This window comes from Klebsiella sp. C283, assembly GCF_048822555.1.
Taxonomy (GTDB): Bacteria; Pseudomonadota; Gammaproteobacteria; order Enterobacterales; family Enterobacteriaceae; genus Klebsiella; species Klebsiella quasipneumoniae.
The window spans coordinates 485,902-506,507 of record NZ_JBMEZS010000003.1 but is presented as its reverse complement, the minus strand read 5'-3'; the positions used below and the strand labels follow the sequence as shown (position 1 = coordinate 506,507).

The window sequence follows — 20,606 nt, the reverse complement described above, 5'->3', positions numbered from 1 at the left end:
TGCGATAATCGAACATCGGTTATCTTTAGCGAAAGAATGTGATCGATGGCAAATATGGGGAACAGAAATGGACAAGCATCCAGACGATTTACTGACCGGCGACGGCGATCCGTTCAAGGGCGATCCTAACTTCATGGCCTCGCTGGCGCGCGGCCTGGAGGTGATTCAGGCATTCACGCCGCAGCGGCCCCTGCTGTCTATCTCACAGATCAGTCAGAAGACCGGCATTCCGCGCGCAGCGGTGCGCCGCTGCCTGTATACCCTGAGCAAGCTGGGGTTCGTTTATGCCGAAGACGGTAAGCATTTTCAGCTGCGGCCGCGGATCCTGGCCCTGGGGCACGCCTGGCTGGCCTCGACGCCGCTGGCGCGTTCGGCGCAGCCGGTGCTGCGGCATCTGAGCGAAATGCTCAATGAGTCCTGCTCCATCGCCACCCTTGACGGGGACGATATCCTGTATATCGCCCGCGCTTCCAGCTCGCGGATCATGACCATCGACCTCGATATCGGCAGCCGCCTTCCGGCGTGGGCGACCTCGATGGGTCGGGTGCTGCTCAGCCATCAGCCGGAGGAGAAGCTCAACGACATGCTGGCCCGGGTAACCATGATCCGCTATACCCCGCAGACGGTGGATTCGGTGGCGAAGCTGCGCGCCGAGCTGAAACGGGTGCATCAGCAGGGGTATGCCCTCAACGATCAGGAGCTGGAGATGGGCCTGCGCTCCCTCGCGGTACCGCTGTTTAACGCCCAGGGGCAGGCGCAGGCGGCGCTGAACGTCGGGGTGCATGCGGGCCAGATGTCGGCCCGCGAGATGATCGACCGCGTGCTGCCGGAGCTGCAAAAAGCCGCTCGCGAGCTGACGCTGCTGCTGCGCTAGCGGCTGCGCTTGGCGTGCCGCTCCCAGGTCTCCTGCTTCGCTTCGGCCGATTTACGCAGCGCGACATAGCAGGCGCCGCTACCGCCATGATGTGGTAGCGCGGCGCAGAAGGCCTGCACCTCCGGCAGCTCTTCCAGCCAGCGCGCCAGATAGCTGCGGATGATATTGGCATGGGACTGGTCGTCGCGGCCTTTGCCGTGAACGATCAGCACATTGCGTAACCCCTCTTTCTGCGCCTGCACCATAAAGGCGAAGAGCATCTGCCGGCACTGTTCCACCGGCTGGCGCAGCAGGGAGAGGCTCGCCTGCTGGCTGTATTTCCCCCGCCGTAGCTTATCCAGCACACCGCTCTGCAGCCCTTCGCGCTTAAACTCCAGCGGCGTGGCGAGCGGTACGATATCGAGATAGCCGGTAGTGAGAAAATTATCCAGTTGCAGGGTGTCGACGCGCTGCGGGGCGCGACTGTTGCGCCCGGGATGCCAGTGCACGTCATTGTTACGTTTCAGGGGCTGGACATCTTCCATGGCGTCAAGAAACAGGGATTTGTCATCAAGGTTCATGGGCTCTCCTCCAGCGGCTGTCGCCAGCTACTATAGCCGCCTCGCGCTCCCCCCTCAACGCGTTTAGCCCCGTCTGCTGGCAAAGTGAGCGCGACGGGCGGTTAAGGAAACAATTGTCGACTCTGGCGGCGAAACAGGGTGATTAATGACGCCGTTAGCGGCGTCTGCCGGGTGTCGCGCCGCTGGATCAGAAAATAGGCCGCCGTCGGCAACGCTTCGCGGACGGGGATCATCATCAGCTTGTCCGCCATCATCGGATCGTTGCCGAGCTCCACCGGCAGGATACTGAGAAAATCGCTTTTCACCACCAGGCTGATGCACGACGAGAAGGTCTCGCACACAATATCCACCTTTGGCGCCAGTCCGGCCTGATTAAACCGGTCCTGCAGCTGTTTAAAGTAGCTGCCGCGCGGCGTCGGCATGGTCCAGTGGTGATCCATCAGCTCCACCAGCGAGGTGGCCTGCGCCGCCGGATGCCCCGCGCGGGCGAAGACCGCGAACGGTTTCTCAAACAGTTTTTCAAAGCTGAACTCATGGTCGTACGGCCCGGGATAGTAGGTGTTGATGGTGAAATCCAGCTCCCCCTGGCGCAGCTCATTGATCATCGCCAGCAGCTGGCCCTCCATGATCCGCACCTTCACCTGCGGATGCTGCTGATGAAAGCGGCAGATCACCGACGGCATCAGCGACCGGGCGACGCTGGCGCCAAGGCCAATATTGATCTGCCCGGCCTGCTCTCCCTGGCGCTGCAGCAGTTCATCCTGCGCCGCCCGCAGCTCCTCGAGGATCAGGCTCGCATGTTGATAAAAACTTTCGCCATCGTCAGTCAGCGCCACCCCCTGGCGGCGGCGGACGAACAGCTGAGCGGAAAGCCCCTCCTCCAGCTCTTTAATCGCTTTGGTCAGGGCCGGCTGCGAGACCGCCAGCGAGCGGCTGGCGCCGCGAATACTCCCTTCCCGGGCCACCTCGACGAAGGCGCGAATTTGATGAAATTTAATCTGAAATGCCATGCTTTTGGTGATAACCGTTGTTTATCAGACGGAAGAAAATGACATCTACTGTAATCCATCAGGCTGTGGCAGGTTAAGAGCGTTAAGGCCTGTAGCGCGTCAGTGATAAACAAAAGCTATCACACCGTGAACGCCGTCACATTTTTTACTTATGACAGGATAAGCTATGCCGCAACTTGATGAATACCTGCGCCAGCTGGCGCCAGCCATGACCCAATGGCGCCGCGATTTTCACCTGCACGCTGAATCCGGCTGGCTGGAGTTTCGCACCGCCAGCAAGGTGGCGGAGATCCTCGACGGGCTCGGCTACCAGCTGGCGCTGGGGCGTGACGTCATCGATGCCGACAGCCGGATGGGGCTGCCGGATGAGGAGACCCTGACCCAGGCTTTCGAGCGCGCCCGCGAGCAAGGGGCGCCGGAACGCTGGTTGCCGGCGTTTGAAGGCGGGTTCGCCGGCGTGGTGGCGACGCTCGACACCGGACGTCCCGGCCCAACCCTGGCCTTTCGCGTCGACATGGACGCCCTCGACCTCAATGAGCAGCACGATGACAGCCACCGCCCCCATCGCGACCATTTCGCCTCCTGCAACGCCGGCATGATGCACGCCTGCGGCCACGATGGACATACCGCCATCGGGCTGGGTCTGGCGCATGTGCTCAAGCAGTATGCCGCCCAGCTCAACGGGGTCATTAAACTGATTTTCCAGCCTGCTGAAGAGGGTACCCGCGGCGCCCGCGCGATGGTGGCCGCCGGCGTGGTGGACGAGGTGGACTATTTCACCGCCATCCATATCGGCACCGGCGTTCCGGTCGGCACCGTGGTGTGCGGGGGGGACAACTTTATGGCCACCACCAAATTCGATGTGCAGTTTAGCGGCGTGGCCGCCCATGCCGGCGGTAAGCCTGAAGATGGGCGCAACGCGCTGCTCGCCGCCGCCCAGGCCGCCCTTGCTCTGCACGCCATCCCACCGCACAGCGCCGGCGCGTCGCGGGTCAACGTTGGGGTGATGCAGGCTGGCACCGGACGCAACGTGGTGCCCTCTTCGGCCCTGTTAAAAGTGGAAACCCGCGGCGAAAGCGAAGCCATCAATCAGTATGTTTTTGACCGGGCGCAGCACGTCATCGCCGGGGCCGCGGCGATGCATCAAGCCGGGTACGAGTTACGCATGATGGGCGCGGCCACCGCCAGCGCCCCGTCGCCGGCGTGGGTGGCGTACCTGCGCGAACAGGCCGCCCTTGTGCCCGGCGTGCAGCAGGCGGTGGATCGCATCGCCGCCCCGGCGGGATCGGAAGACGCCACCCTGATGATGGCCCGGGTCCAGGCGCGCGGCGGCCTCGCCTCGTACATGATATTCGGCACCGAACTGAGCGCCGGTCACCACAACGAGAAGTTTGACTTCGACGAGAGCATAATGACGGTCGCGGTCGACACCCTGGCGCGCGTCGCGCTTAACTTTCCCTGGCAGCGGGGGGTGTGATGGAACCCATCTTTCAGTTTGTGGACGAGGTGATTGAGGCAAGCCGCGAGAGGTATTGCGCTATCGCCGATGATATCTGGGATCACCCGGAGACGCGCTTTGAGGAGTTCTGGTCCGCCCGCCGGCTGGCGGACGCCCTGGAAGCGGAAGGTTTTCAGCTTACCCGGGATGCCGGCGGGATCCCCAATGCTTTTATCGCCAGCGTTGGCGAGGGCCAACCGGTTATTGCCCTGCTGGGCGAGTTTGACGCCCTGGCGGGTCTTAGCCAGCAGGCCCACTGCGCGGAGCCGACATCGTCGACGCCGGGGGGCAACGGTCACGGCTGCGGGCACAATCTGCTCGGGACGGCGGCTTTCGCCGCGGCGGTCGCCGCTAAAAAATGGCTGCAGCAGCACGGCGGCGCAGGCACCCTGCGCTTCTACGGTTGCCCGGGGGAAGAAGGCGGCTCGGGCAAAACCTTTATGGTGCGCGAAGGGCTGTTTGATGACGTCGATGCGGCCCTCACCTGGCATCCAGAGGCCTGGGCCGGGATGTTCAGCACCCGCACCCTCGCCAACATTCAGGCGGCGTGGCGCTTTACCGGCACCGCCGCCCACGCCGCCAATTCGCCGCACCTGGGGCGAAGCGCCCTGGACGCGGTCACCCTGATGACCACCGGCAGCAACTTCCTGAATGAACATATTATCGAGAAGGCGCGGGTTCATTACGCCATTACCGATACCGGCGGCGTCTCGCCCAACGTCGTCCAGGCCCAGGCGGAAGTGCTGTATCTGATCCGCGCGCCGGAGATGGCCGACGTGGAACAGATTTTCGCCCGCATTGAGAAGATTGCCCAGGGGGCCGCGCTGATGACCGAGACCCACGTCAGCTGCCGCTTTGAAAAAGCCTGCTCGGGCTATCTGCCCAACCGCACGCTCGAAGCGGCGATGTACCAGGCGGTATGCCATTACGGCACGCCGGCATGGAGCGACGACGAGCGCGCCTTTGCCGCAGCGATCCGCGCCACGCTCAGCGACAACGATATCAACAACAGCCTGAACAATATCGCCGGCACCGGCGGCGAGGCGGGGAAAACCTTCGCTCGTCGCCACCGCGACACGCTGCTGATTGATGAGGTGGCGCCGTGGGCGGCTACGGATACGCTCCTCGCCGGCTCCACCGACGTCGGCGACGTCAGCTGGAAAGCGCCGGTGGCCCAGTGCTTCAGCCCCTGCTTCGCGGTGGGTACCCCGCTGCACAGCTGGCAGCTGGTGAGCCAGGGACGCACCGCCATCGCCCATAAAGGGATGCTGCTGGCGGGGAAAGTCCTCGCGGCGACGGCGATCCGCTTATTCAGCGACCGCGCGCTGCTGGAGGCCAGCCAGCGAGAGCTCAGGCAAGCGCTGGCCGAACATCCCTACCGCTGCCCGATCCCGGCGGAGGTGAGACCGTCGGTTTTACGCTAACCATACAGACCAGACCGCTCCTGACAGACGCTGACCGGCATCGCGGCACGCACCGACCATAATAACCGCCGGCAGTACGGGAGCAGGCCTGCCTAACACAACAACGACAACAGAGGAACGCCCATGAGTATGTCATCCATACCGTCGCCTTCCCCCGCCGGAAAGCGCTATGGCTGGGTAGAGAAGATCGGTAATAAGGTCCCACACCCGTTTTTGCTGTTTATCTATCTTATCGTGGCGCTGATCGCCGCCACGGCGATACTCTCCGCCTTCAACGTCGGGGTCCAAAATCCTGCGGACGGGTCGCGGGTGGTGGTCAAAAACCTGCTCAGCGTGGAAGGGTTGCACTGGTTTCTACCGAACGTGATTAAAAACTTCAGCGGTTTCGCGCCGCTGGGGGCGATCCTCGCCCTGGTGCTGGGCGCCGGCTTTGCCGAGCGGGTGGGCCTGTTGCCCGCGCTGATGGTGAAGATGGCCTCCCACGTTAGCGCCCGTTATGCCAGCTATATGGTGCTGTTTATCGCCTTTTTCAGCCATATCTCTTCCGACGCCGCGCTGGTGATCATGCCGCCGCTGGGGGCGCTGATGTTTCTCGCCGTCGGTCGGCATCCGGTCGCCGGCCTGCTGGCGGCCATTGCCGGCGTGGGCTGCGGCTTTACCGCCAATTTACTGATCGTCACCACCGACGTGCTGCTCTCCGGGATCAGCACCGAGGCGGCCAAATCCATCGATGCCTCTCTGCACGTCAGCGTGATCGACAACTGGTACTTTATGGCGACCTCGGTGATCCTCCTGACCCTCGTCGGCGGTTTGATCACTGACAAGCTGGTGGAGCCGCGGCTGGGCCAATGGCAAGGCAGTCGTGATGACAAGCTGCAGACGCTGACCGCCGAGGAGCGTTTCGGCCTGCGCATCGCCGGCGTGGCGACGCTGGCGTTCGTGGCGGTCATCGCCCTGATGGTGGTTCCCGAAAACGGCATTCTTCGCGATCCGGTTCAGCACACGGTCATGCCCTCGCCGTTTATCAAAGGCATCGTGCCGCTGATCATCTTTTTCTTCTTTGTCGTGTCGCTGGCTTACGGCATCGCCACCGGCAAAATTCGCCGCCAGGCCGATCTGCCGCAGCTGATGATTGAGCCGATGAAAGAGATGGCCGGATTTATCGTGATGGTCTTCCCGCTGGCGCAGTTCGTGGCGATGTTCAACTGGAGCAATATGGGTAGGTTTATGGCCGTTGGCCTGACGGACCTGCTGGAGAGCGCCGGCATGAACGGCGTCCCGGCGTTTGTCGGTCTGGCGCTGCTGTCGGCTTTTCTGTGTATGTTTATCGCCAGCGGCTCGGCCATCTGGTCGATTCTGGCGCCGATCTTCGTGCCGATGTTTATGCTGCTGGGCTTCCACCCGGCGTTTGCGCAGATCCTGTTTCGCATCGCCGATTCATCGGTGCTGCCGCTGGCGCCGGTTTCACCGTTTGTGCCGCTATTTCTCGGTTTTTTACAGCGCTACCGACCGGACGCCCGCCTCGGGACATACTATTCGCTGGTGCTCCCTTACCCGCTGATTTTTCTCGCCGTCTGGCTGCTGTTGCTGGTGGGCTGGTATCTGGCAGGACTGCCCATCGGCCCTGGCATCTATCCGCGGCTTCCTTAAGCCGTTGAAGCGCCAGGGACGGCGGCTTACGCTTAACGCGGCACCTTCACTTTGACCTTGCGGGGGAGATCCGCGGCTCCGGCGAAGATGCCGAAAAGCGCGCGATACCCGCGTTCGAGCAACAGCGTGAGGCCATGGATAACCAGGCCGCTGAAGATCAATACGATTACGCCAGTCAGTATATATTGCATAGCCCCACCTCTGAGTTATTAACCGCACCGCGCCGACGGCACCTTCCCGGGCGCGCAAAGCTGCGCGGAGGACCGGCGTCGTCAGCTTAAAAGTAGCAAAAACCATGCCCGATAACCCGCCAGGATCGATCCAAAAATAAATCAACGTAACGGCCGCTGGCTGCCGGTCGATGATGCGGGTTTATCTTTTGGGAGTATAGTTGGCCGCCGCCGGCGCGTGGTATCGTGTGGCCCTCGTGTACGATGGTGGATGACCGAAACGATGTTGACCTTGCTGCAGGATAAAATGGATACCCCGCTGGGGGCGCTGTGGGTGCTCTGCGACGAACAGTTTAATTTGCGCGCCGTCGAGTGGGACGAGCACCGCGATCGGATGGAAACCCTGCTCGATGTACACTATCGCCGGGAAGGCTATCAGCGCGTCGACTGCCGCAATCCAGGCGGTCTCAGCAGTAAGCTGAACGACTATTTTGCCGGCGATCTGGCCGTTATCGAGACCCTGCCTACCGCCACCGCCGGCACCCCTTTCCAGCGTCAGGTCTGGCGGGCGTTACGCGAGATCCCCTGCGGCCAGGTGATGCACTACGGTCAGCTGGCCGAGGCGCTCGGTCGTCCCGGCGCGGCGCGCGCCGTGGGGGCCGCCAATGGCGCCAACCCGGTGAGTATTGTGGTGCCCTGCCATCGGGTCATCGGGCGTAACGGCACGATGACCGGCTATGCCGGCGGCGTGCAGCGTAAAGAGTGGCTTCTGCGCCACGAGGGCTATCTGTTGCTTTGACTGAAAATGCGTTTTCGGAATTTTCAGGTAATTTTACAATCCAATGTGGCTGAATAATCTATTTTTAATCAAGCAGATATCAGCCTGTGTTGATTTACCCTGCTGATATTACGTGTTTCAGAGCCTGAAGACTTACCTGCTCATCAAAAAGATGTTAAAATTGACCAATATCAATTAAGGCCTGAGCAGACATATGATCCCTGAGAAGCGAATTATTCGACGCATTCAGTCTGGCGGTTGTGCTATCCATTGTCAGGATTGCAGTATCAGCCAGCTCTGCATCCCCTTTACTCTGAACGAGCATGAGCTTGATCAGCTGGATAATATTATCGAGCGGAAAAAGCCCATCCAGAAAGGTCAAACCTTGTTCAAAGCGGGCGATGAGCTGAAATCGTTGTACGCCATTCGCTCCGGGACCATCAAAAGCTACACCATCACCGAGCAAGGCGATGAGCAGATTACCGGCTTCCATCTGGCGGGCGATCTGGTGGGCTTCGACGCCATCGGCACCGGCCTGCACCCGAGCTTCGCCCAGGCGCTGGAAACCTCGATGGTGTGCGAGATCCCCTTTGAAACCCTCGACGATCTTTCCGGAAAAATGCCGAATCTGCGTCAGCAGATGATGCGCCTGATGAGCGGTGAGATCAAAGGCGACCAGGATATGATCCTGCTGCTTTCCAAAAAGAACGCCGAAGAGCGCCTGGCCGCGTTTATCTATAACCTGTCACGCCGTTTCGCGCAGCGCGGTTTCTCTCCCCGCGAGTTCCGACTGACCATGACCCGCGGCGACATTGGCAACTATCTCGGCCTCACCGTCGAAACCATCAGCCGTCTGCTGGGGCGTTTCCAGAAGAGCGGCATGCTGGCGGTGAAAGGCAAATACATCACCATTGAAAACGGCGACCTGCTGGCCCAGCTGGCCGGTCAGGCGCGCAACGTCGCTTAATCTCCGCGCAACACCTGGTCAGGATCGGCATTTTTTTCAGATTTGTTGATCTGACCAGGCTCCTCCCCTGTTTCAATTCATCCATATAGGTTATCTTTTTAATAACTGACGGTAGCTGCAGTTGTAAGGAGACCCTGTATGGCGAAGTATCAGAGCATGCTGGTAGTAATCGATCCTAACCAGGACGACCAGCCGGCGCTAAGGCGAGCGGTGTACCTGCACCAACGGATTGGTGGACGCATCAAAGCCTTTTTGCCGATCTATGATTTTTCTTATGAAATGACCACCCTGCTGTCGCCGGACGAACGGACGGCGATGCGTCAGGGCGTCATTGCCCAACGAACGGCCTGGATCCGCGAGCAGGCGAAATTCTATCTTGAATCCGGTGTGCCGATTGACGTGAAAGTGGTGTGGCACAACCGCCCCTTCGAAGCCATTATTCAGGAAGTGATCAGTGAGAAACACGACCTGCTGCTGAAGATGGCCCACCAGCACGACAAGCTGGAAGCGGTGATCTTCACCCCGACCGACTGGCATCTGCTGCGTAAGTGCCCCTGCCCGGTCTGGATGGTGAAAGATCAGCCGTGGCCGGAAGGCGGTAAAGCGCTGGTCGCCGTCAATCTGGCCAGTGAAGAGAATTATCACAACACCCTCAACGAGAAGCTGGTTCGCGAGACGCTCTCGCTGGCGGAAGAAGTCAACCACACTGAAGTGCACCTTATCGGCGCCTATCCGGTCACCCCGATCAATATCGCGATTGAGCTGCCGGATTTCGATCCCAGCGTCTACAACGACGCCATTCGCGGTCAGCATCTGCTGGCGATGAAAGCGCTGCGGCAGAAGTTTGGCATTGACGAGAAATTCACCCATGTGGAAAAAGGGTTGCCTGAGGAGGTGATCCCGGATCTCGCCGAGCATCTGCAGGCGGGGATCGTGGTGCTGGGTACGGTCGGACGCACCGGCCTCTCCGCGGCGTTCCTTGGCAATACCGCGGAGCAGGTCGTCGACCACCTGCGCTGCGATCTGCTGGTGCTTAAACCAGAGGCCTATCAGACGCCGGTGGAACTGGACGACGACGACGACGATTAACCTTCCCTCCCGGAACGTTCACCTTCCCCCGCCTCGCGGGGGATTTTTTTGCCCGCGTTCCCTCAGGCACAAAAAAGGGCCGCTTGCGGCCCCGTCATTGCATGGCGATCATGAACGACTCAGTGGATACCCAGACGCCAGGCCAGATCGATCTCTTCTTTCAGCTCCAGCGAGGAGAGCGCCATCAGGTCAGCAAACTCCAGCTCCAGCAGTTTAAGTTTTTTCAGATACTGCGCTGGGGTCATGACGGTGGTGTCGCGGCGTAAGAATTCGATGGCCATCTGCGTTGGGGTTAACTCGGTATCCATAATATCCTCTGTCTGATGTAAGAACCGGAACATTATATCACCTCTCGCCGCTTATTTTATGAACAATTCCTGGCATCCTTCTGCATATAAAAAAGCCGTCTCACAGGAGACGGCTTATAAACAAACGTTGTAAAACAATAATGTTACATTACAGCGCTTTCAGGATCGCATCGACGCTGGCTTTGGCATCACCAAACAGCATATGGGTGTTCTCTTTAAAGAACAGCGGGTTCTGTACGCCGGCGTAACCGGTGTTCATCGAACGCTTAAAGACCACCACGTTCTGCGCTTTCCACACCTCAAGCACCGGCATGCCAGCAATCGGGCTCTTCGGATCGTCCTGCGCCGCCGGGTTGACGGTATCGTTAGCGCCAATGACCAGCACGGTGTCGGTGTCGCTGAAATCATCGTTGATCTCATCCATCTCCAGCACGATGTCGTAAGGCACCTTGGCCTCCGCCAGCAGGACGTTCATATGCCCCGGCAGACGGCCGGCGACCGGGTGAATGCCGAAGCGCACCTTAATGCCGCGCGCCCGCAGCTTCTCGGTGATCTCGGCCACCGGATACTGCGCCTGGGCCACCGCCATACCATAGCCCGGGGTGATGATGACCGAGTGCGAATTTTTCAGCATCTCCGCCGTCTCTTCGGCGCTAATTTCGCGGTGCTCGCCCACTTCTTCATCGCCGCCGCTGGAGGAACCATCGGTGCCGAAGCCGCCGGCGATCACGCTGATAAAGGAGCGGTTCATCGCCTTACACATAATGTAAGAGAGGATGGCGCCGGAAGAGCCCACCAGCGCGCCGGTGACGATCAGCAGGTCATTGCTCAGCATAAAGCCCGCCGCCGCCGCCGCCCAGCCCGAGTAGGAGTTGAGCATAGAGACCACCACCGGCATGTCCGCGCCGCCGATAGAGGCCACCAGGTGCCAGCCGAAGGCCAGCGCGATCGCGGTCATCACCAGCAGGCACAGGACCTGGGTGCCGGTGCTGTCGGAGCGCACGAAAATCACCATCAGTATGAAGGAGACCACCAGCGCCGCCAGGTTCAGCTTATGGCGATTAGGCAGCATCAGCGGTTTGGAGGAGATCTTGCCGCGCAGTTTACCAAACGCCACCACCGAACCGGTGAAGGTCACCGCGCCGATGAAGATGCCGAGGAACACTTCGGTCAAATGGATATTGACCAGAATCTGCTCCATACCGGTTTCATGCTGCAGGTAGCTGTTAAACCCTACCAGCACCGCCGCCAGGCCCACGAAGCTGTGCAGGATGGCCACCAGCTCCGGCATCTCGGTCATTTCGACCTTCTTCGCCAGACGAATACCGATTGCCCCGCCGATCACCATCGCGAGGATAATCCAGCCGACGTTGCCGGCGTCCGGCCCCAGAATGGTGGCGATCAGAGCGATGGCCATCCCGGCGATGCCGAAATAGTTGCCCTGCTGCGAGGTTTCGTGTTTCGACAGACCCGCCAGGCTGAAAATAAACAGGATTGCAGCAACAATGTATGCAGCTGTAACTAATCCACCAGACATGTGCTACCCCTTATCCTTTGCGAAACATTTTCAGCATGCGCTGAGTCACGGTAAAACCACCGAAAATATTAATGCTGGCGATCAGTACCGCGATAAAGCTCAGGAAGCTGACCCAGCCGCCGTGGCCTATCTGCAACAATGCGCCAACCACGATAATGCCCGAAATGGCGTTCGTCACCGACATCAGCGGCGTATGCAGGGCATGGGAGACATTCCATACCACGTAGTAACCCACCACGCAGGCCAGCGCGAAGACGGTGAAATGGCCGAGGAACTCTTTTGGCGCCACGTTGGCCAGCCAGCCGAAGAGGATAATCGCCAGCGCAATCAGCGCATATTTGCGCCACGGCGACGCCGGTTTGACCTCTTCTTTCGGCGCTTCCACTTTTTTCGCCGCGGCCTGCGGCTGAGCGGAGACCTGAATCGGCGGCGCCGGCCAGGTGATTTCGCCTTCGCGCACCACGGTAACGCCGCGCACCACCACGTCATCGAAATCGATAACGATATTGCCGTCTTTCTCTTTGCACAGCAGCTTCAGCAGGTTCACCAGGTTAGTGCCGTAGAGCTGGGAGGACTGAGTCGGCAGACGGCCTGGGAGGTCGGTATAACCGATAATTTTCACGCCGTTGGCGGTGGTCACCACTTCGCCCGGCACGGTGTACTCGCAGTTGCCGCCGTTTTGCGAGGCGAGATCGACCACCACGCTGCCCGACTTCATTGAGTCAACCATTTCCCGGGTGATCAGCTTCGGCGCCGGTTTGCCCGGTATTAACGCCGTGGTGACGATAATATCGACCTCTTTCGCCTGAGCGGCGAACAGCGCCATTTCGGCTTTGATAAAGGCCTCGGACATCACCTTGGCATAGCCGTCGCCGCTGCCCGCTTCCTCTTTAAAATCCAGCTCGAGGAACTCGGCGCCCATACTCTGCACCTGCTCCTTCACTTCCGGGCGGGTATCGAAGGCGCGGACAATCGCGCCCAGGCTGTTGGCGGCGCCAATCGCCGCCAGTCCAGCTACCCCGGCGCCGATAACCATCACCTTGGCAGGCGGAACTTTGCCTGCCGCCGTGATCTGCCCGGTAAAGAAACGACCGAATTCATGGGCCGCTTCAACGATAGCGCGGTACCCGGCGATATTGGCCATTGAGCTGAGCGCATCCAGCGACTGGGCGCGTGAGATACGCGGCACCGAATCCATCGCCATCACGTTGATATTACGGGCCGCCAGTTTTTCCATCAGCTGCGGGTTTTGCGCCGGCCAGATAAAGCTAATCAGCGTGGTTCCTGGGTTTAACAGGGCAATTTCATCGTCATCCGGGGCATTGACCTTGAGGATGACATCAGACTGCCACACCTCGTCGCCGGTCACGATTTCAGCCCCTGCCTGGGCAAAGGCCTCATCGTCAAAGCTGGCCAGCTTCCCGGCGCCGCTTTCTACCGCGACGCTAAAGCCGAGTTTGAGCAACTGCTCAACGGTCTTCGGCGTGGCGGCGGCCCGGGTCTCCTGGGCTAGCCTTTCTTGTGGTACACCAATACGCATAGTTTTCCCTTCCATCGGTTTTTGATGATGGTTTACTTTTCTGACCAACAGCGACAGGACGGCAAAATCATCCTCGCCATCTTTCGCTGTCTGCAAAATGAAACAGTAACAAACTTTTTATAACCTACTGAAAATAGCGATTGTGATCTACAGCGATAAAACAGAAATTTTGATTTTATTGCTTATTGTCAGCACAGATGGTTCCGGGCAGCAATATTTACCTGAATTTGCCTCTCAGGCCTGATAATCCGCTTATCCAGTGGTATAAAACGCCATTTATCGCCATTGAGATCATTGTATTAACATTACATTAACTAATAAAAGTGGTATCGATTATCGTTTTTGCTGGTCAAGCGGCTGTTTTTTCAACATATCGAAAAATGTTATCTTTCCGTAGTATACGATTCGGGCGGCACGCAAAAAATGACGCAGACAGTCACGGCGATTAAATGTAATAATCAAACGTTTTCAGTCAACAACAACACCAGTATATGGTTTGCGCAAGGCAAAGGATTATTTTTATGAAGCTTAAAAACACCCTCCTGGCGTCTGCTCTCCTGACAACCGCCACGTTGTCTGCCCACGCAGCGACCGAGTTGACCCCGGAGCAGGCGGCTGCGCTGAAGCCCTACGATCGCGTTGTCGTCACCGGCCGCTTTAATGCCATTGGCGACGCGGTGCAAGCGGTATCGCGCAAAGCTGACAAAGACGGCGCGGCCTCATTCTATGTTGTCGACACGTCGGATTACGGCAATGGCGGCAACTGGCGCGTCACGGCTGACCTCTATAAAGACGACGCGCCGAAAGCGGATGCGCCGAAAAATCGCATCATCAATGGCGTGATGGAGCTGCCAAAAGATCAGGCCGTTGAGCTGATGCCTTACGACACCGTCACCGTCCAGGGCTTCTATCGCAGCCAGCCGGAAGTGAACGACGCCATCACCAAAGCGGCGAAAGCGAAAGGCGCCTATGCGTTCTTCATCGTCCGCCAGGTGGACGCCAACCAGGGCGGCAACCAGCGCATTACCGCCTATATCTACAAAAAAGATGCGGAAAAACGCGTTCTGCAGAGCCCGGACGCTATCCCGGCTGATTCTGAAGCCGGCCGCGCGGCGCTGGCCAAAGGCGGCGAAGCGGCGAAAAACGTCGAAATCCCGGGTGTCGCCACCACCGCGGCGGTTGGCTCCGGCACCGGCGTAGGTCGTTTCTTCGAGACCCAGTCGTCAAAAGGCGGACGTTACACTGTCACGCTGCCGGATGGCACCAAAGTTGAAGAAGTGAACAAAGTGACTGCGGCGCAAATGGTGCCGTTCGATAACATCAAGTTCACCGGCAACTACGGCAACATGACCGAGATCTCCTATCAGACGGCAAAACGCGCGGCGAAGAAAGGGGCGAAGTACTATCACATTACCCGCCAGTGGCAGGAACGCGGCGGCAACATCACCATCAGCGCCGATTTGTACAAATAATCGCTGCTGACTGGCTAAAAAGGCGGCGCATTGCCGCCTTTTCATTTTTTTTCATCCCCCGCCATTGCATGGCCCCCGGACACTCCGTAAAATCCCGCGCCTTAGCGCAATCCTCCATTTTTATGCGATTTCGCAAAATAAATATTCTGGAACAGCCATTTTCACCTCGGGAATGCAATGGAAAAGAAACTGGGCCTGAGCGCCCTGACCGCCCTGGTCCTCAGCTCAATGCTCGGCGCTGGCGTATTCAGTTTGCCGCAAAATATGGCGGCCGTGGCCAGCCCTTCCGCTCTGCTCATCGGCTGGGCGATTACCGGCGTCGGGATCCTGTTCCTCGCCTTCGCGATGCTGTTGTTGACCCGTATTCGTCCCGACCTCGACGGCGGGATCTTCACTTACGCCCGCGAAGGGTTCGGCGAGCTGATCGGCTTCTGTTCCGCCTGGGGCTACTGGCTGTGCGCGGTGATCGCCAATGTCTCCTATCTGGTGATCGTCTTTTCGGCGCTCAGTTTCTTCACCGATACCCCTGAGCTGCGCCTGTTTGGCGATGGCAACACCTGGCAGTCTATCGTTGGCGCTTCAGTTCTGCTGTGGGTGGTCCACTTCCTGGTCCTGCGTGGCGTGCAGACGGCGGCGGGGATTAACCTGGTCGCCACCCTCGCCAAGCTGTTGCCGCTGGGGGCGTTTGTCGCCCTCGCCGCCCTGGCCTTTCAGCTGGATACGTTCCGCCTCGATTTCAGCGGCCTGGCGCTGGGCGTACCGGTGTGGGAGCAGGTTAAAAACACGATGCTGATCACTCTGTGGGTGTTTATCGGCGTCGAGGGCGCGGTGGTGGTCTCCGCCCGCGCGCGACACAAGCGGGACGTTGGCCGCGCGACGCTGCTGGCGGTGCTTTCGGCCCTCGCGGTATATCTGCTGGTCACCCTGCTGTCGCTGGGCGTGGTGCCGCGTAGCGAACTGGCCGAAATGCGCAACCCGTCGATGGCGGGACTGATGGTCAGACTGATGGGCTCGTGGGGTGAAATTGTGATTGCCGCCGGGCTTATCGTGTCGGTGTGTGGCGCCTATCTCAGCTGGACGATCATGGCCGCCGAAGTGCCTTACCTCGCCGCCACTCACAAAGCCTTCCCGCGCCTGTTCGCCCGCCAGAACCGCAACAACGCCCCCTCCGCTTCGCTGTGGCTGACCAATATCAGCGTTCAGGCGTCGCTGGTCCTCATCTGGCTGACCGGTTCGGACTACGGCACCCTGCTGACCATCGCCTCAGAGATGATCCTCGTGCCCTATCTGCTGGTCGGCGCCTTTTTGCTCAAAATCGCCACCCGTCCGCTGCATAAAGCGGTGGGTATCGGCGCCTGCATTTATGGCTTATGGTTATTATACGCGTCGGGACCTGTGCATTTGCTGTTGTCGGTGGTACTTTACGCTCCGGGTCTTCTGGTCTTTTTGTACGCCCGACGTACGCACCAGCACGATCGTTCGCTCAAACGCCGCGAATTGGCGCTAATTGGTTTATTGCTGGTTGCCGCTGTGCCGGCAACGTGGATGCTGGTGGGGTAAGCGGTCGCCCTGCCGCAGAAATCAAAGGAGATACCCATGGCTGAACAACAGCCCCGCCCTGTTCTGATCACAGGAGGAGGCCGCCGCATCGGCCTCGCGCTGGCGCACCATTTTCTGCAGCAACACCAGCCGGTGATCGTCAGCTATCGCACGCCCTATCCGGCGATCGAAGACCTGCGCGAAGCGGGCGCCCTCTGTCTGCAGGCCGACTTCAGCAGCGATGACGGCATTCTGACCTTTGCCGAAGCGGTTAAATCGCATACCAGCGGCCTGCGGGCCATCATCCACAACGCCAGCGACTGGATGGCGGAGAAGCCGGGCGTACCGCTCAGCACGGTGATCAACCGCATGATGCAGATCCACGTCCATGCCCCCTATCTGCTCAACCACGCGCTGGAGGAGCTCCTGCGCGGCCACGGCCACGCCGCCAGCGACATTATCCATATCACCGATTACGTGGTGGAGCGCGGGAGCGATAAACATATCGCCTACGCCGCCAGCAAGGCCGCGCTGGACAACATGACCCGCTCCTTTGCCCGCAAGCTGGCCCCGGAGATCAAAGTCAACGCCATTGCGCCGTCGCTGATCATGTTCAATGAAGGTGACGACGAGGCTTATCGTCAGCAGGCGCTGGATAAGTCGCTGATGAAAATCGCCCCGGGCGAGAAAGAGATCAGCGACCTTATCGACTATCTGTTTACCAGCCGCTACGTGACCGGCCGGTCATTCGCCGTCGACGGCGGTCGCCCTCTGCGTTAGTGGAAGCGGCTCCAGCCAACAATCAACAGCCACGCGCACAGCCCCCAGCACCCCACTGCGCCTGCCAGCGCCAACGGCAGGCGCATGATCCCGGTGAAGTACCACAGCGACAGCAGATAGATAAAATAGGGAACGATCGACCACATACCGAACACGATAGTGGTGCGCAGGGCTTCAATACCGCGCTCGCTGGCGACAATATAGTGGGCGATGAGCGCAAAGGTGGGAAACAGCGGAACAAGTCCGGCGATGGCGTAGTTTTTGGTTTTCGCCAGCACGCCAATCAGCACCACCACCAGCGCGCCCAGCAGCCCTTTGATTAACAGCCCCATGTCCTTATGCCTTAACAATGAATCAACAAGTTAGCGCAGCATAGCGGAATTAGCGCTGTTTTTAAAAGAGGAATGGCGGGTAAAATAGGTGCGGTGTATGTTACTTCTTTTACTGATGTGCAATAGACATGAATAAAATCGTTTTTGTTGAGGATGACCCTGAGGTAGGGGCGCTGATCGCCGCCTATCTCGGCAAGCATGATATGGATGTGGTGGTCGAGCCTCGCGGCGACCGCGCAGAGGAAGTGATCGCGCGGGAGAAACCGGACCTCGTGCTCCTGGACATTATGCTGCCCGGCAAGGACGGAATGACGCTCTGTCGCGATCTGCGTGGGCAATGGCAAGGGCCGATTGTCCTGCTGACCTCGCTCGACAGCGATATGAACCATATCCTCTCCCTGGAGATGGGCGCCAGCGATTATATCCTGAAAACCACCCCGCCGGCGGTGCTGCTGGCGCGACTGCGTCTGCATTTGCGCCAGCATATCGCCCCGGCGGGAGCTGGCGCGCCTGCGACGCTCACCCCGCACAAGACCATCTCCTTTGGCTCACTGACCATTGACCCGGTCAACCGCCAGGTGCTGCTCGGCGGAGAAAGCGTCGCCCTGTCTACCGCCGATTTCGACCTGCTGTGGGAGCTGGCTACCCACGCCGGGCAGATTATGGACCGCGACGCCCTGCTGAAAAATTTACGCGGCGTCACCTACGACGGGATGGATCGCAGCGTCGACGTCGCCATCTCGCGCCTGCGCAAAAAACTGCTCGATAACGCCACAGAACCCTACCGGATTAAGACGGTACGCAATAAAGGCTACCTCTTCGCCCCCCACGCCTGGGACAACTGAGCGGTCCTTCTGCGGCCCTGAAAGGGGCCCGTTTCACCGCCTGCCCCCCGGCGGCATGCGCATCGCGTTTTCCGCCGCCTTCGCGCTGGCTGGCCACCGCCAGTTTGTCATATTGAGTAAATCAATATGTTTCGCCGTACAGAAGCCCATCACATAACCCCTCAATATGATTGTGCTCAAGGACTTACCGTTATCAGAGTGGCATAAAGCCTGAAAACACAGGACTTTTGCATGATGAAATACGTTGTACTTTTGGCACTTACCCTCTTCACGTCACTCTCTGGCTGGGCTTTTTCCCTCGACAACGCCGATATCCGGCTCCTCTGTCCACAGCGCGGGCAAATTAAGGTGCTCCTCCACCGCTATCAACATACCCAGCAATCCTGGGGAAAGCACCATTTCGAAACCGGCGGCGGATACGTGCGCCAGGGGCCGCTGCTGGTGATCCCGTTTGCTAACCTTGATCAGATGATTTACCACCAGACCACCGGCGAATTTGCTTACTGGTATGCCGAAGCAAAACAGCTGGTGCGCTGTCGACTGCTGAGCCTGGCCACCCTCTATCCGGTGGATATCCCCTACTATCGCGAGTAGCGCCCAGCGGCGCGCAGATGACACTGGACACAATCCTTGCCTAATGCAGAGGTAAGCTCGCAATAAGTGACACTGTCACATTTTTAACGACGTCGCTCCCCCGGCTGGCTATTGTCAGGGGGCATAAACCCTGCTTTGATAGCGTATCGGTTACTCCCGCGCGGGCCTCGGCTCGCCCCGGTAAACCCGAGACGTTTCCGCCTCGCCGGGCAGATGGTCCCGAGGCGCCGGCAGGTTTCTCTTTTTGACTATGCGGTAATGTAATGAAAAAGCTGTTCGTGCAGTTCTATCTTCTGCTCTTCGTCTGCTTTCTGGTGATGACCATGCTGGTGGGCCTGGTCTATAAATTTACCGCTGAACGCGCCGGCCGGCAGTCGCTTGACGATCTGATGAAAAGCTCACTGTATCTGATGCGCAGCGAGCTGCGGGAAATTCCGCCTCGCGACTGGAGCAAGACGCTGAAAGAACTGGATCTTAATCTGTCGTTCGACCTGCACATCGAACCGATGAGCAAATTCAAATTGTCGGAAAGCTCGATGCAGCACCTGCGCGCCGGGGATATCGTCGCGCTCGACGACCAGTACACCTTTATCCAGCGCATCCCCCGCAGCCACTATGTGTTATCCGTGGGCCCGGTGCCCTATCTCTATTTTCTGCATGAAATGCGTCTCCTGGACGTAGCGCTGATGGCGTTTATCGCTATCTCGCTGGCCTTCCCGGTGTTTATCTGGATGCGTCCGCACTGGCAGGACATGCTGCGCATTGAGACCGCCGCCCAGCGCTTTGGCGAAGGCCACCTCAGCGAGCGTATTCATTTTGACAGCATGTCCAGCTTTGAGCGGCTCGGGGTGGCCTTCAACCAGATGGCCGACAACATTAACGCCCTCATTGCCAGTAAAAAGCAGCTGATTGACGGCATCGCCCATGAGCTCAGGACGCCGCTGGTGCGCCTGCGCTACCGTCTGGAGATGAGCGAAAACCTCACAGAAGCGGAATCGCAGGCGCTGAACCGCGATATCGGCCAGCTGGAGGCGCTCATAGAAGAGCTCCTGACCTACGCCCGTCTCGACCGCCCGCAGACGGAGCTCAGCCTGACCACCCCCGATTTCCCCGCCTGGATCCGCGACCACGTCGAGGATATCCAGATGGTCAACCCGCAGCGCGAAGTCGGCCTCGCGACGCTGACCCGCGGCAACTATGGCGCGCTGGATATGCGGTTGATGGAGCGGGTGCTGGATAATCTGGTGAACAACGCCCTGCGCTACAGCGGTCAGCGGGTAGCGGTCAGCCTGACCCTGCAGGGTTCCCGCGCGTCGTTGCAGGTCGACGATGACGGCCCGGGCATTGCCCCCGAGGAGCGCGAGCGGGTGTTCGAACCTTTTGTTCGTCTTGACCCCAGCCGCGATCGGGCGACCGGAGGCTGCGGCCTCGGCCTGGCCATTGTCCACAGTATCGCCCAGGCGATGGGGGGCGACGTTCGCTGCGAGGCCAGTCCACTCGGCGGCGCCCGCTTCTGCTTTAGCTGGCCGGTCTATCATCAGTTGCCCGATTTTACCTCTGCCTGAATAAAACTTGCGCAGAAGCCGCGAGCTGGGTATGCTGCAAAAATCGAATAGTATGTTGTAACTAAGGTGAAGGC

At 59.3% G+C, this 20,606-nt stretch carries 20 protein-coding genes; 13 read left to right on the top strand and 7 right to left on the bottom strand.

Annotated features, from left to right (window positions below):
* Positions 1–67 precede the first annotated feature (67 nt).
* Positions 68–874, top strand: a complete 807-nt coding sequence (locus ACOI7Z_RS08145) for an IclR family transcriptional regulator domain-containing protein (protein WP_023289513.1) — start codon at positions 68–70, stop codon at positions 872–874.
* Here the strand turns inward: ACOI7Z_RS08145 and smrA are convergent.
* Both smrA and ACOI7Z_RS08135 read right to left on the bottom strand, forming a co-directional pair.
* The gene (smrA, locus tag ACOI7Z_RS08140; protein ID WP_032452707.1) at positions 871–1,434 is read right to left on the bottom strand and encodes a DNA endonuclease SmrA; all 564 of its coding nucleotides are present in this window, start codon (positions 1,432–1,434) and stop codon (positions 871–873) included. The two genes, ACOI7Z_RS08145 and smrA, sit on opposite strands and share 4 nt — an antisense overlap.
* Before the next feature lie 101 nt (positions 1,435–1,535).
* On the bottom strand, positions 1,536–2,444 hold the full coding sequence (locus ACOI7Z_RS08135) for a LysR family transcriptional regulator (protein ID WP_044522727.1): 909 nt from the start codon (positions 2,442–2,444) through the stop codon (positions 1,536–1,538).
* Positions 2,445–2,610: 166 nt separating this feature from the next.
* On the opposite strand from ACOI7Z_RS08135, the gene ACOI7Z_RS08130 reads away from it, so the two are divergent.
* From ACOI7Z_RS08130 to abgT, 3 genes are all read left to right on the top strand, one after another.
* Positions 2,611–3,921, top strand: a complete 1,311-nt coding sequence (locus ACOI7Z_RS08130) for a M20 family metallo-hydrolase (protein WP_087849874.1) — start codon at positions 2,611–2,613, stop codon at positions 3,919–3,921.
* Positions 3,921–5,366 carry a M20 family metallopeptidase gene (locus ACOI7Z_RS08125; protein ID WP_087849873.1) on the top strand — a complete coding sequence of 482 codons (1,446 nt, stop codon included), beginning with the start codon at positions 3,921–3,923 and terminating at the stop codon, positions 5,364–5,366. The genes ACOI7Z_RS08130 and ACOI7Z_RS08125 overlap by 1 nt, the downstream gene beginning before the upstream one ends.
* A 123-nt stretch (positions 5,367–5,489) precedes the next feature.
* Complete coding sequence (abgT, locus tag ACOI7Z_RS08120; protein WP_049013443.1) at positions 5,490–7,016, top strand: p-aminobenzoyl-glutamate transporter; 1,527 nt, start codon at positions 5,490–5,492, stop codon at positions 7,014–7,016.
* A 32-nt stretch (positions 7,017–7,048) separates the two neighbouring features.
* On the opposite strand, the gene ACOI7Z_RS08115 is transcribed toward abgT, so the two are convergent.
* Positions 7,049–7,207 (bottom strand): hypothetical protein, encoded by a 159-nt coding sequence (locus tag ACOI7Z_RS08115; RefSeq protein ID WP_023289507.1) that lies wholly within the window; start codon positions 7,205–7,207, stop codon positions 7,049–7,051.
* 262 nt (positions 7,208–7,469) lie between these two features.
* Between ACOI7Z_RS08115 and ogt the strand changes: the two genes are divergently transcribed.
* The 3 genes from ogt (at position 7,470) to uspE (ending at position 10,020) form a co-directional block, all read left to right on the top strand.
* On the top strand, positions 7,470–7,985 hold the full coding sequence (ogt, locus tag ACOI7Z_RS08110; protein ID WP_023289506.1) for a methylated-DNA--[protein]-cysteine S-methyltransferase: 516 nt from the start codon (positions 7,470–7,472) through the stop codon (positions 7,983–7,985).
* 193 nt (positions 7,986–8,178) lie between these two features.
* Positions 8,179–8,931 (top strand): fumarate/nitrate reduction transcriptional regulator Fnr, encoded by a 753-nt coding sequence (gene fnr / locus ACOI7Z_RS08105; protein WP_004887031.1) that lies wholly within the window; start codon positions 8,179–8,181, stop codon positions 8,929–8,931.
* A gap of 138 nt (positions 8,932–9,069) precedes the next feature.
* Positions 9,070–10,020, top strand: a complete 951-nt coding sequence (gene uspE / locus ACOI7Z_RS08100; protein ID WP_004887033.1) for a universal stress protein UspE — start codon at positions 9,070–9,072, stop codon at positions 10,018–10,020.
* 119 nt (positions 10,021–10,139) lie between these two features.
* On the opposite strand, the gene ACOI7Z_RS08095 is transcribed toward uspE, so the two are convergent.
* From ACOI7Z_RS08095 to pntA, 3 genes are all read right to left on the bottom strand, one after another.
* Positions 10,140–10,328, bottom strand: coding sequence for a YdiH family protein (locus ACOI7Z_RS08095; protein WP_004887037.1), 189 nt, complete (start codon positions 10,326–10,328; stop codon positions 10,140–10,142).
* A 148-nt stretch (positions 10,329–10,476) separates the two neighbouring features.
* The gene (gene pntB, locus ACOI7Z_RS08090; RefSeq protein ID WP_004887040.1) at positions 10,477–11,865 is read right to left on the bottom strand and encodes a Re/Si-specific NAD(P)(+) transhydrogenase subunit beta; all 1,389 of its coding nucleotides are present in this window, start codon (positions 11,863–11,865) and stop codon (positions 10,477–10,479) included.
* Between the two features lie 10 nt (positions 11,866–11,875).
* Positions 11,876–13,405: a Re/Si-specific NAD(P)(+) transhydrogenase subunit alpha gene (gene pntA, locus ACOI7Z_RS08085; protein ID WP_087849872.1), complete on the bottom strand. Its 1,530-nt coding sequence runs from the start codon at positions 13,403–13,405 to the stop codon at positions 11,876–11,878.
* 521 nt (positions 13,406–13,926) lie between these two features.
* Here pntA and ydgH point away from each other — a divergent pair.
* The 3 genes from ydgH to folM all read left to right on the top strand — a co-directional run bounded on the left by ydgH (position 13,927) and on the right by folM (position 17,196).
* The gene (ydgH, locus tag ACOI7Z_RS08080; RefSeq protein ID WP_004887044.1) at positions 13,927–14,877 is read left to right on the top strand and encodes a DUF1471 family protein YdgH; all 951 of its coding nucleotides are present in this window, start codon (positions 13,927–13,929) and stop codon (positions 14,875–14,877) included.
* Between the two features lie 177 nt (positions 14,878–15,054).
* On the top strand, positions 15,055–16,437 hold the full coding sequence (locus tag ACOI7Z_RS08075) for an amino acid permease (RefSeq protein WP_044522700.1): 1,383 nt from the start codon (positions 15,055–15,057) through the stop codon (positions 16,435–16,437).
* A gap of 36 nt (positions 16,438–16,473) precedes the next feature.
* Entirely contained in the window at positions 16,474–17,196 is a 723-nt protein-coding gene (gene folM / locus ACOI7Z_RS08070) for a dihydromonapterin reductase (RefSeq protein ID WP_032452696.1), read from the top strand.
* Here folM and ACOI7Z_RS08065 read toward each other — a convergent pair.
* Entirely contained in the window at positions 17,193–17,528 is a 336-nt protein-coding gene (locus ACOI7Z_RS08065; RefSeq protein ID WP_023289501.1) for a GlpM family protein, read from the bottom strand. The two genes, folM and ACOI7Z_RS08065, sit on opposite strands and share 4 nt — an antisense overlap.
* A gap of 128 nt (positions 17,529–17,656) precedes the next feature.
* Between ACOI7Z_RS08065 and rstA the strand changes: the two genes are divergently transcribed.
* From rstA to rstB, 3 genes are all read left to right on the top strand, one after another.
* Positions 17,657–18,373: a two-component system response regulator RstA gene (gene rstA, locus ACOI7Z_RS08060; RefSeq protein WP_023289500.1), complete on the top strand. Its 717-nt coding sequence runs from the start codon at positions 17,657–17,659 to the stop codon at positions 18,371–18,373.
* A 231-nt stretch (positions 18,374–18,604) separates the two neighbouring features.
* On the top strand, positions 18,605–18,967 hold the full coding sequence (locus tag ACOI7Z_RS08055) for a hypothetical protein (RefSeq protein ID WP_087849871.1): 363 nt from the start codon (positions 18,605–18,607) through the stop codon (positions 18,965–18,967).
* A 263-nt stretch (positions 18,968–19,230) separates the two neighbouring features.
* Positions 19,231–20,532 (top strand): two-component system sensor histidine kinase RstB, encoded by a 1,302-nt coding sequence (rstB, locus tag ACOI7Z_RS08050; protein ID WP_065882260.1) that lies wholly within the window; start codon positions 19,231–19,233, stop codon positions 20,530–20,532.
* Positions 20,533–20,606: the final 74 nt, after the last annotated feature.

Bases quoted from the DNA above. Each gene is read 5' to 3' on its own strand.
- ACOI7Z_RS08065 (WP_023289501.1), bottom strand. From the start codon at position 17,528: ATGGGGCTGTTAATCAAAGGGCTGCTGGGCGCGCTGGTGGTGGTGCTG.
- pntB (WP_004887040.1), bottom strand. From the start codon at position 11,865: ATGTCTGGTGGATTAGTTACAGCTGCATACATTGTTGCTGCAATCCTG.
- ACOI7Z_RS08075 (WP_044522700.1), top strand. From the start codon at position 15,055: ATGGAAAAGAAACTGGGCCTGAGCGCCCTGACCGCCCTGGTCCTCAGC.
- ACOI7Z_RS08145 (WP_023289513.1), top strand. From the start codon at position 68: ATGGACAAGCATCCAGACGATTTACTGACCGGCGACGGCGATCCGTTC.
- fnr (WP_004887031.1), top strand. From the start codon at position 8,179: ATGATCCCTGAGAAGCGAATTATTCGACGCATTCAGTCTGGCGGTTGT.
- ACOI7Z_RS08135 (WP_044522727.1), bottom strand. From the start codon at position 2,444: ATGGCATTTCAGATTAAATTTCATCAAATTCGCGCCTTCGTCGAGGTG.
- uspE (WP_004887033.1), top strand. From the start codon at position 9,070: ATGGCGAAGTATCAGAGCATGCTGGTAGTAATCGATCCTAACCAGGAC.
- ydgH (WP_004887044.1), top strand. From the start codon at position 13,927: ATGAAGCTTAAAAACACCCTCCTGGCGTCTGCTCTCCTGACAACCGCC.
- ogt (WP_023289506.1), top strand. From the start codon at position 7,470: ATGTTGACCTTGCTGCAGGATAAAATGGATACCCCGCTGGGGGCGCTG.
- rstA (WP_023289500.1), top strand. From the start codon at position 17,657: ATGAATAAAATCGTTTTTGTTGAGGATGACCCTGAGGTAGGGGCGCTG.
- ACOI7Z_RS08095 (WP_004887037.1), bottom strand. From the start codon at position 10,328: ATGGATACCGAGTTAACCCCAACGCAGATGGCCATCGAATTCTTACGC.
- smrA (WP_032452707.1), bottom strand. From the start codon at position 1,434: ATGAACCTTGATGACAAATCCCTGTTTCTTGACGCCATGGAAGATGTC.
- rstB (WP_065882260.1), top strand. From the start codon at position 19,231: ATGAAAAAGCTGTTCGTGCAGTTCTATCTTCTGCTCTTCGTCTGCTTT.
- abgT (WP_049013443.1), top strand. From the start codon at position 5,490: ATGAGTATGTCATCCATACCGTCGCCTTCCCCCGCCGGAAAGCGCTAT.
- folM (WP_032452696.1), top strand. From the start codon at position 16,474: ATGGCTGAACAACAGCCCCGCCCTGTTCTGATCACAGGAGGAGGCCGC.
- ACOI7Z_RS08130 (WP_087849874.1), top strand. From the start codon at position 2,611: ATGCCGCAACTTGATGAATACCTGCGCCAGCTGGCGCCAGCCATGACC.
- pntA (WP_087849872.1), bottom strand. From the start codon at position 13,405: ATGCGTATTGGTGTACCACAAGAAAGGCTAGCCCAGGAGACCCGGGCC.
- ACOI7Z_RS08055 (WP_087849871.1), top strand. From the start codon at position 18,605: ATGATGAAATACGTTGTACTTTTGGCACTTACCCTCTTCACGTCACTC.
- ACOI7Z_RS08115 (WP_023289507.1), bottom strand. From the start codon at position 7,207: ATGCAATATATACTGACTGGCGTAATCGTATTGATCTTCAGCGGCCTG.
- ACOI7Z_RS08125 (WP_087849873.1), top strand. From the start codon at position 3,921: ATGGAACCCATCTTTCAGTTTGTGGACGAGGTGATTGAGGCAAGCCGC.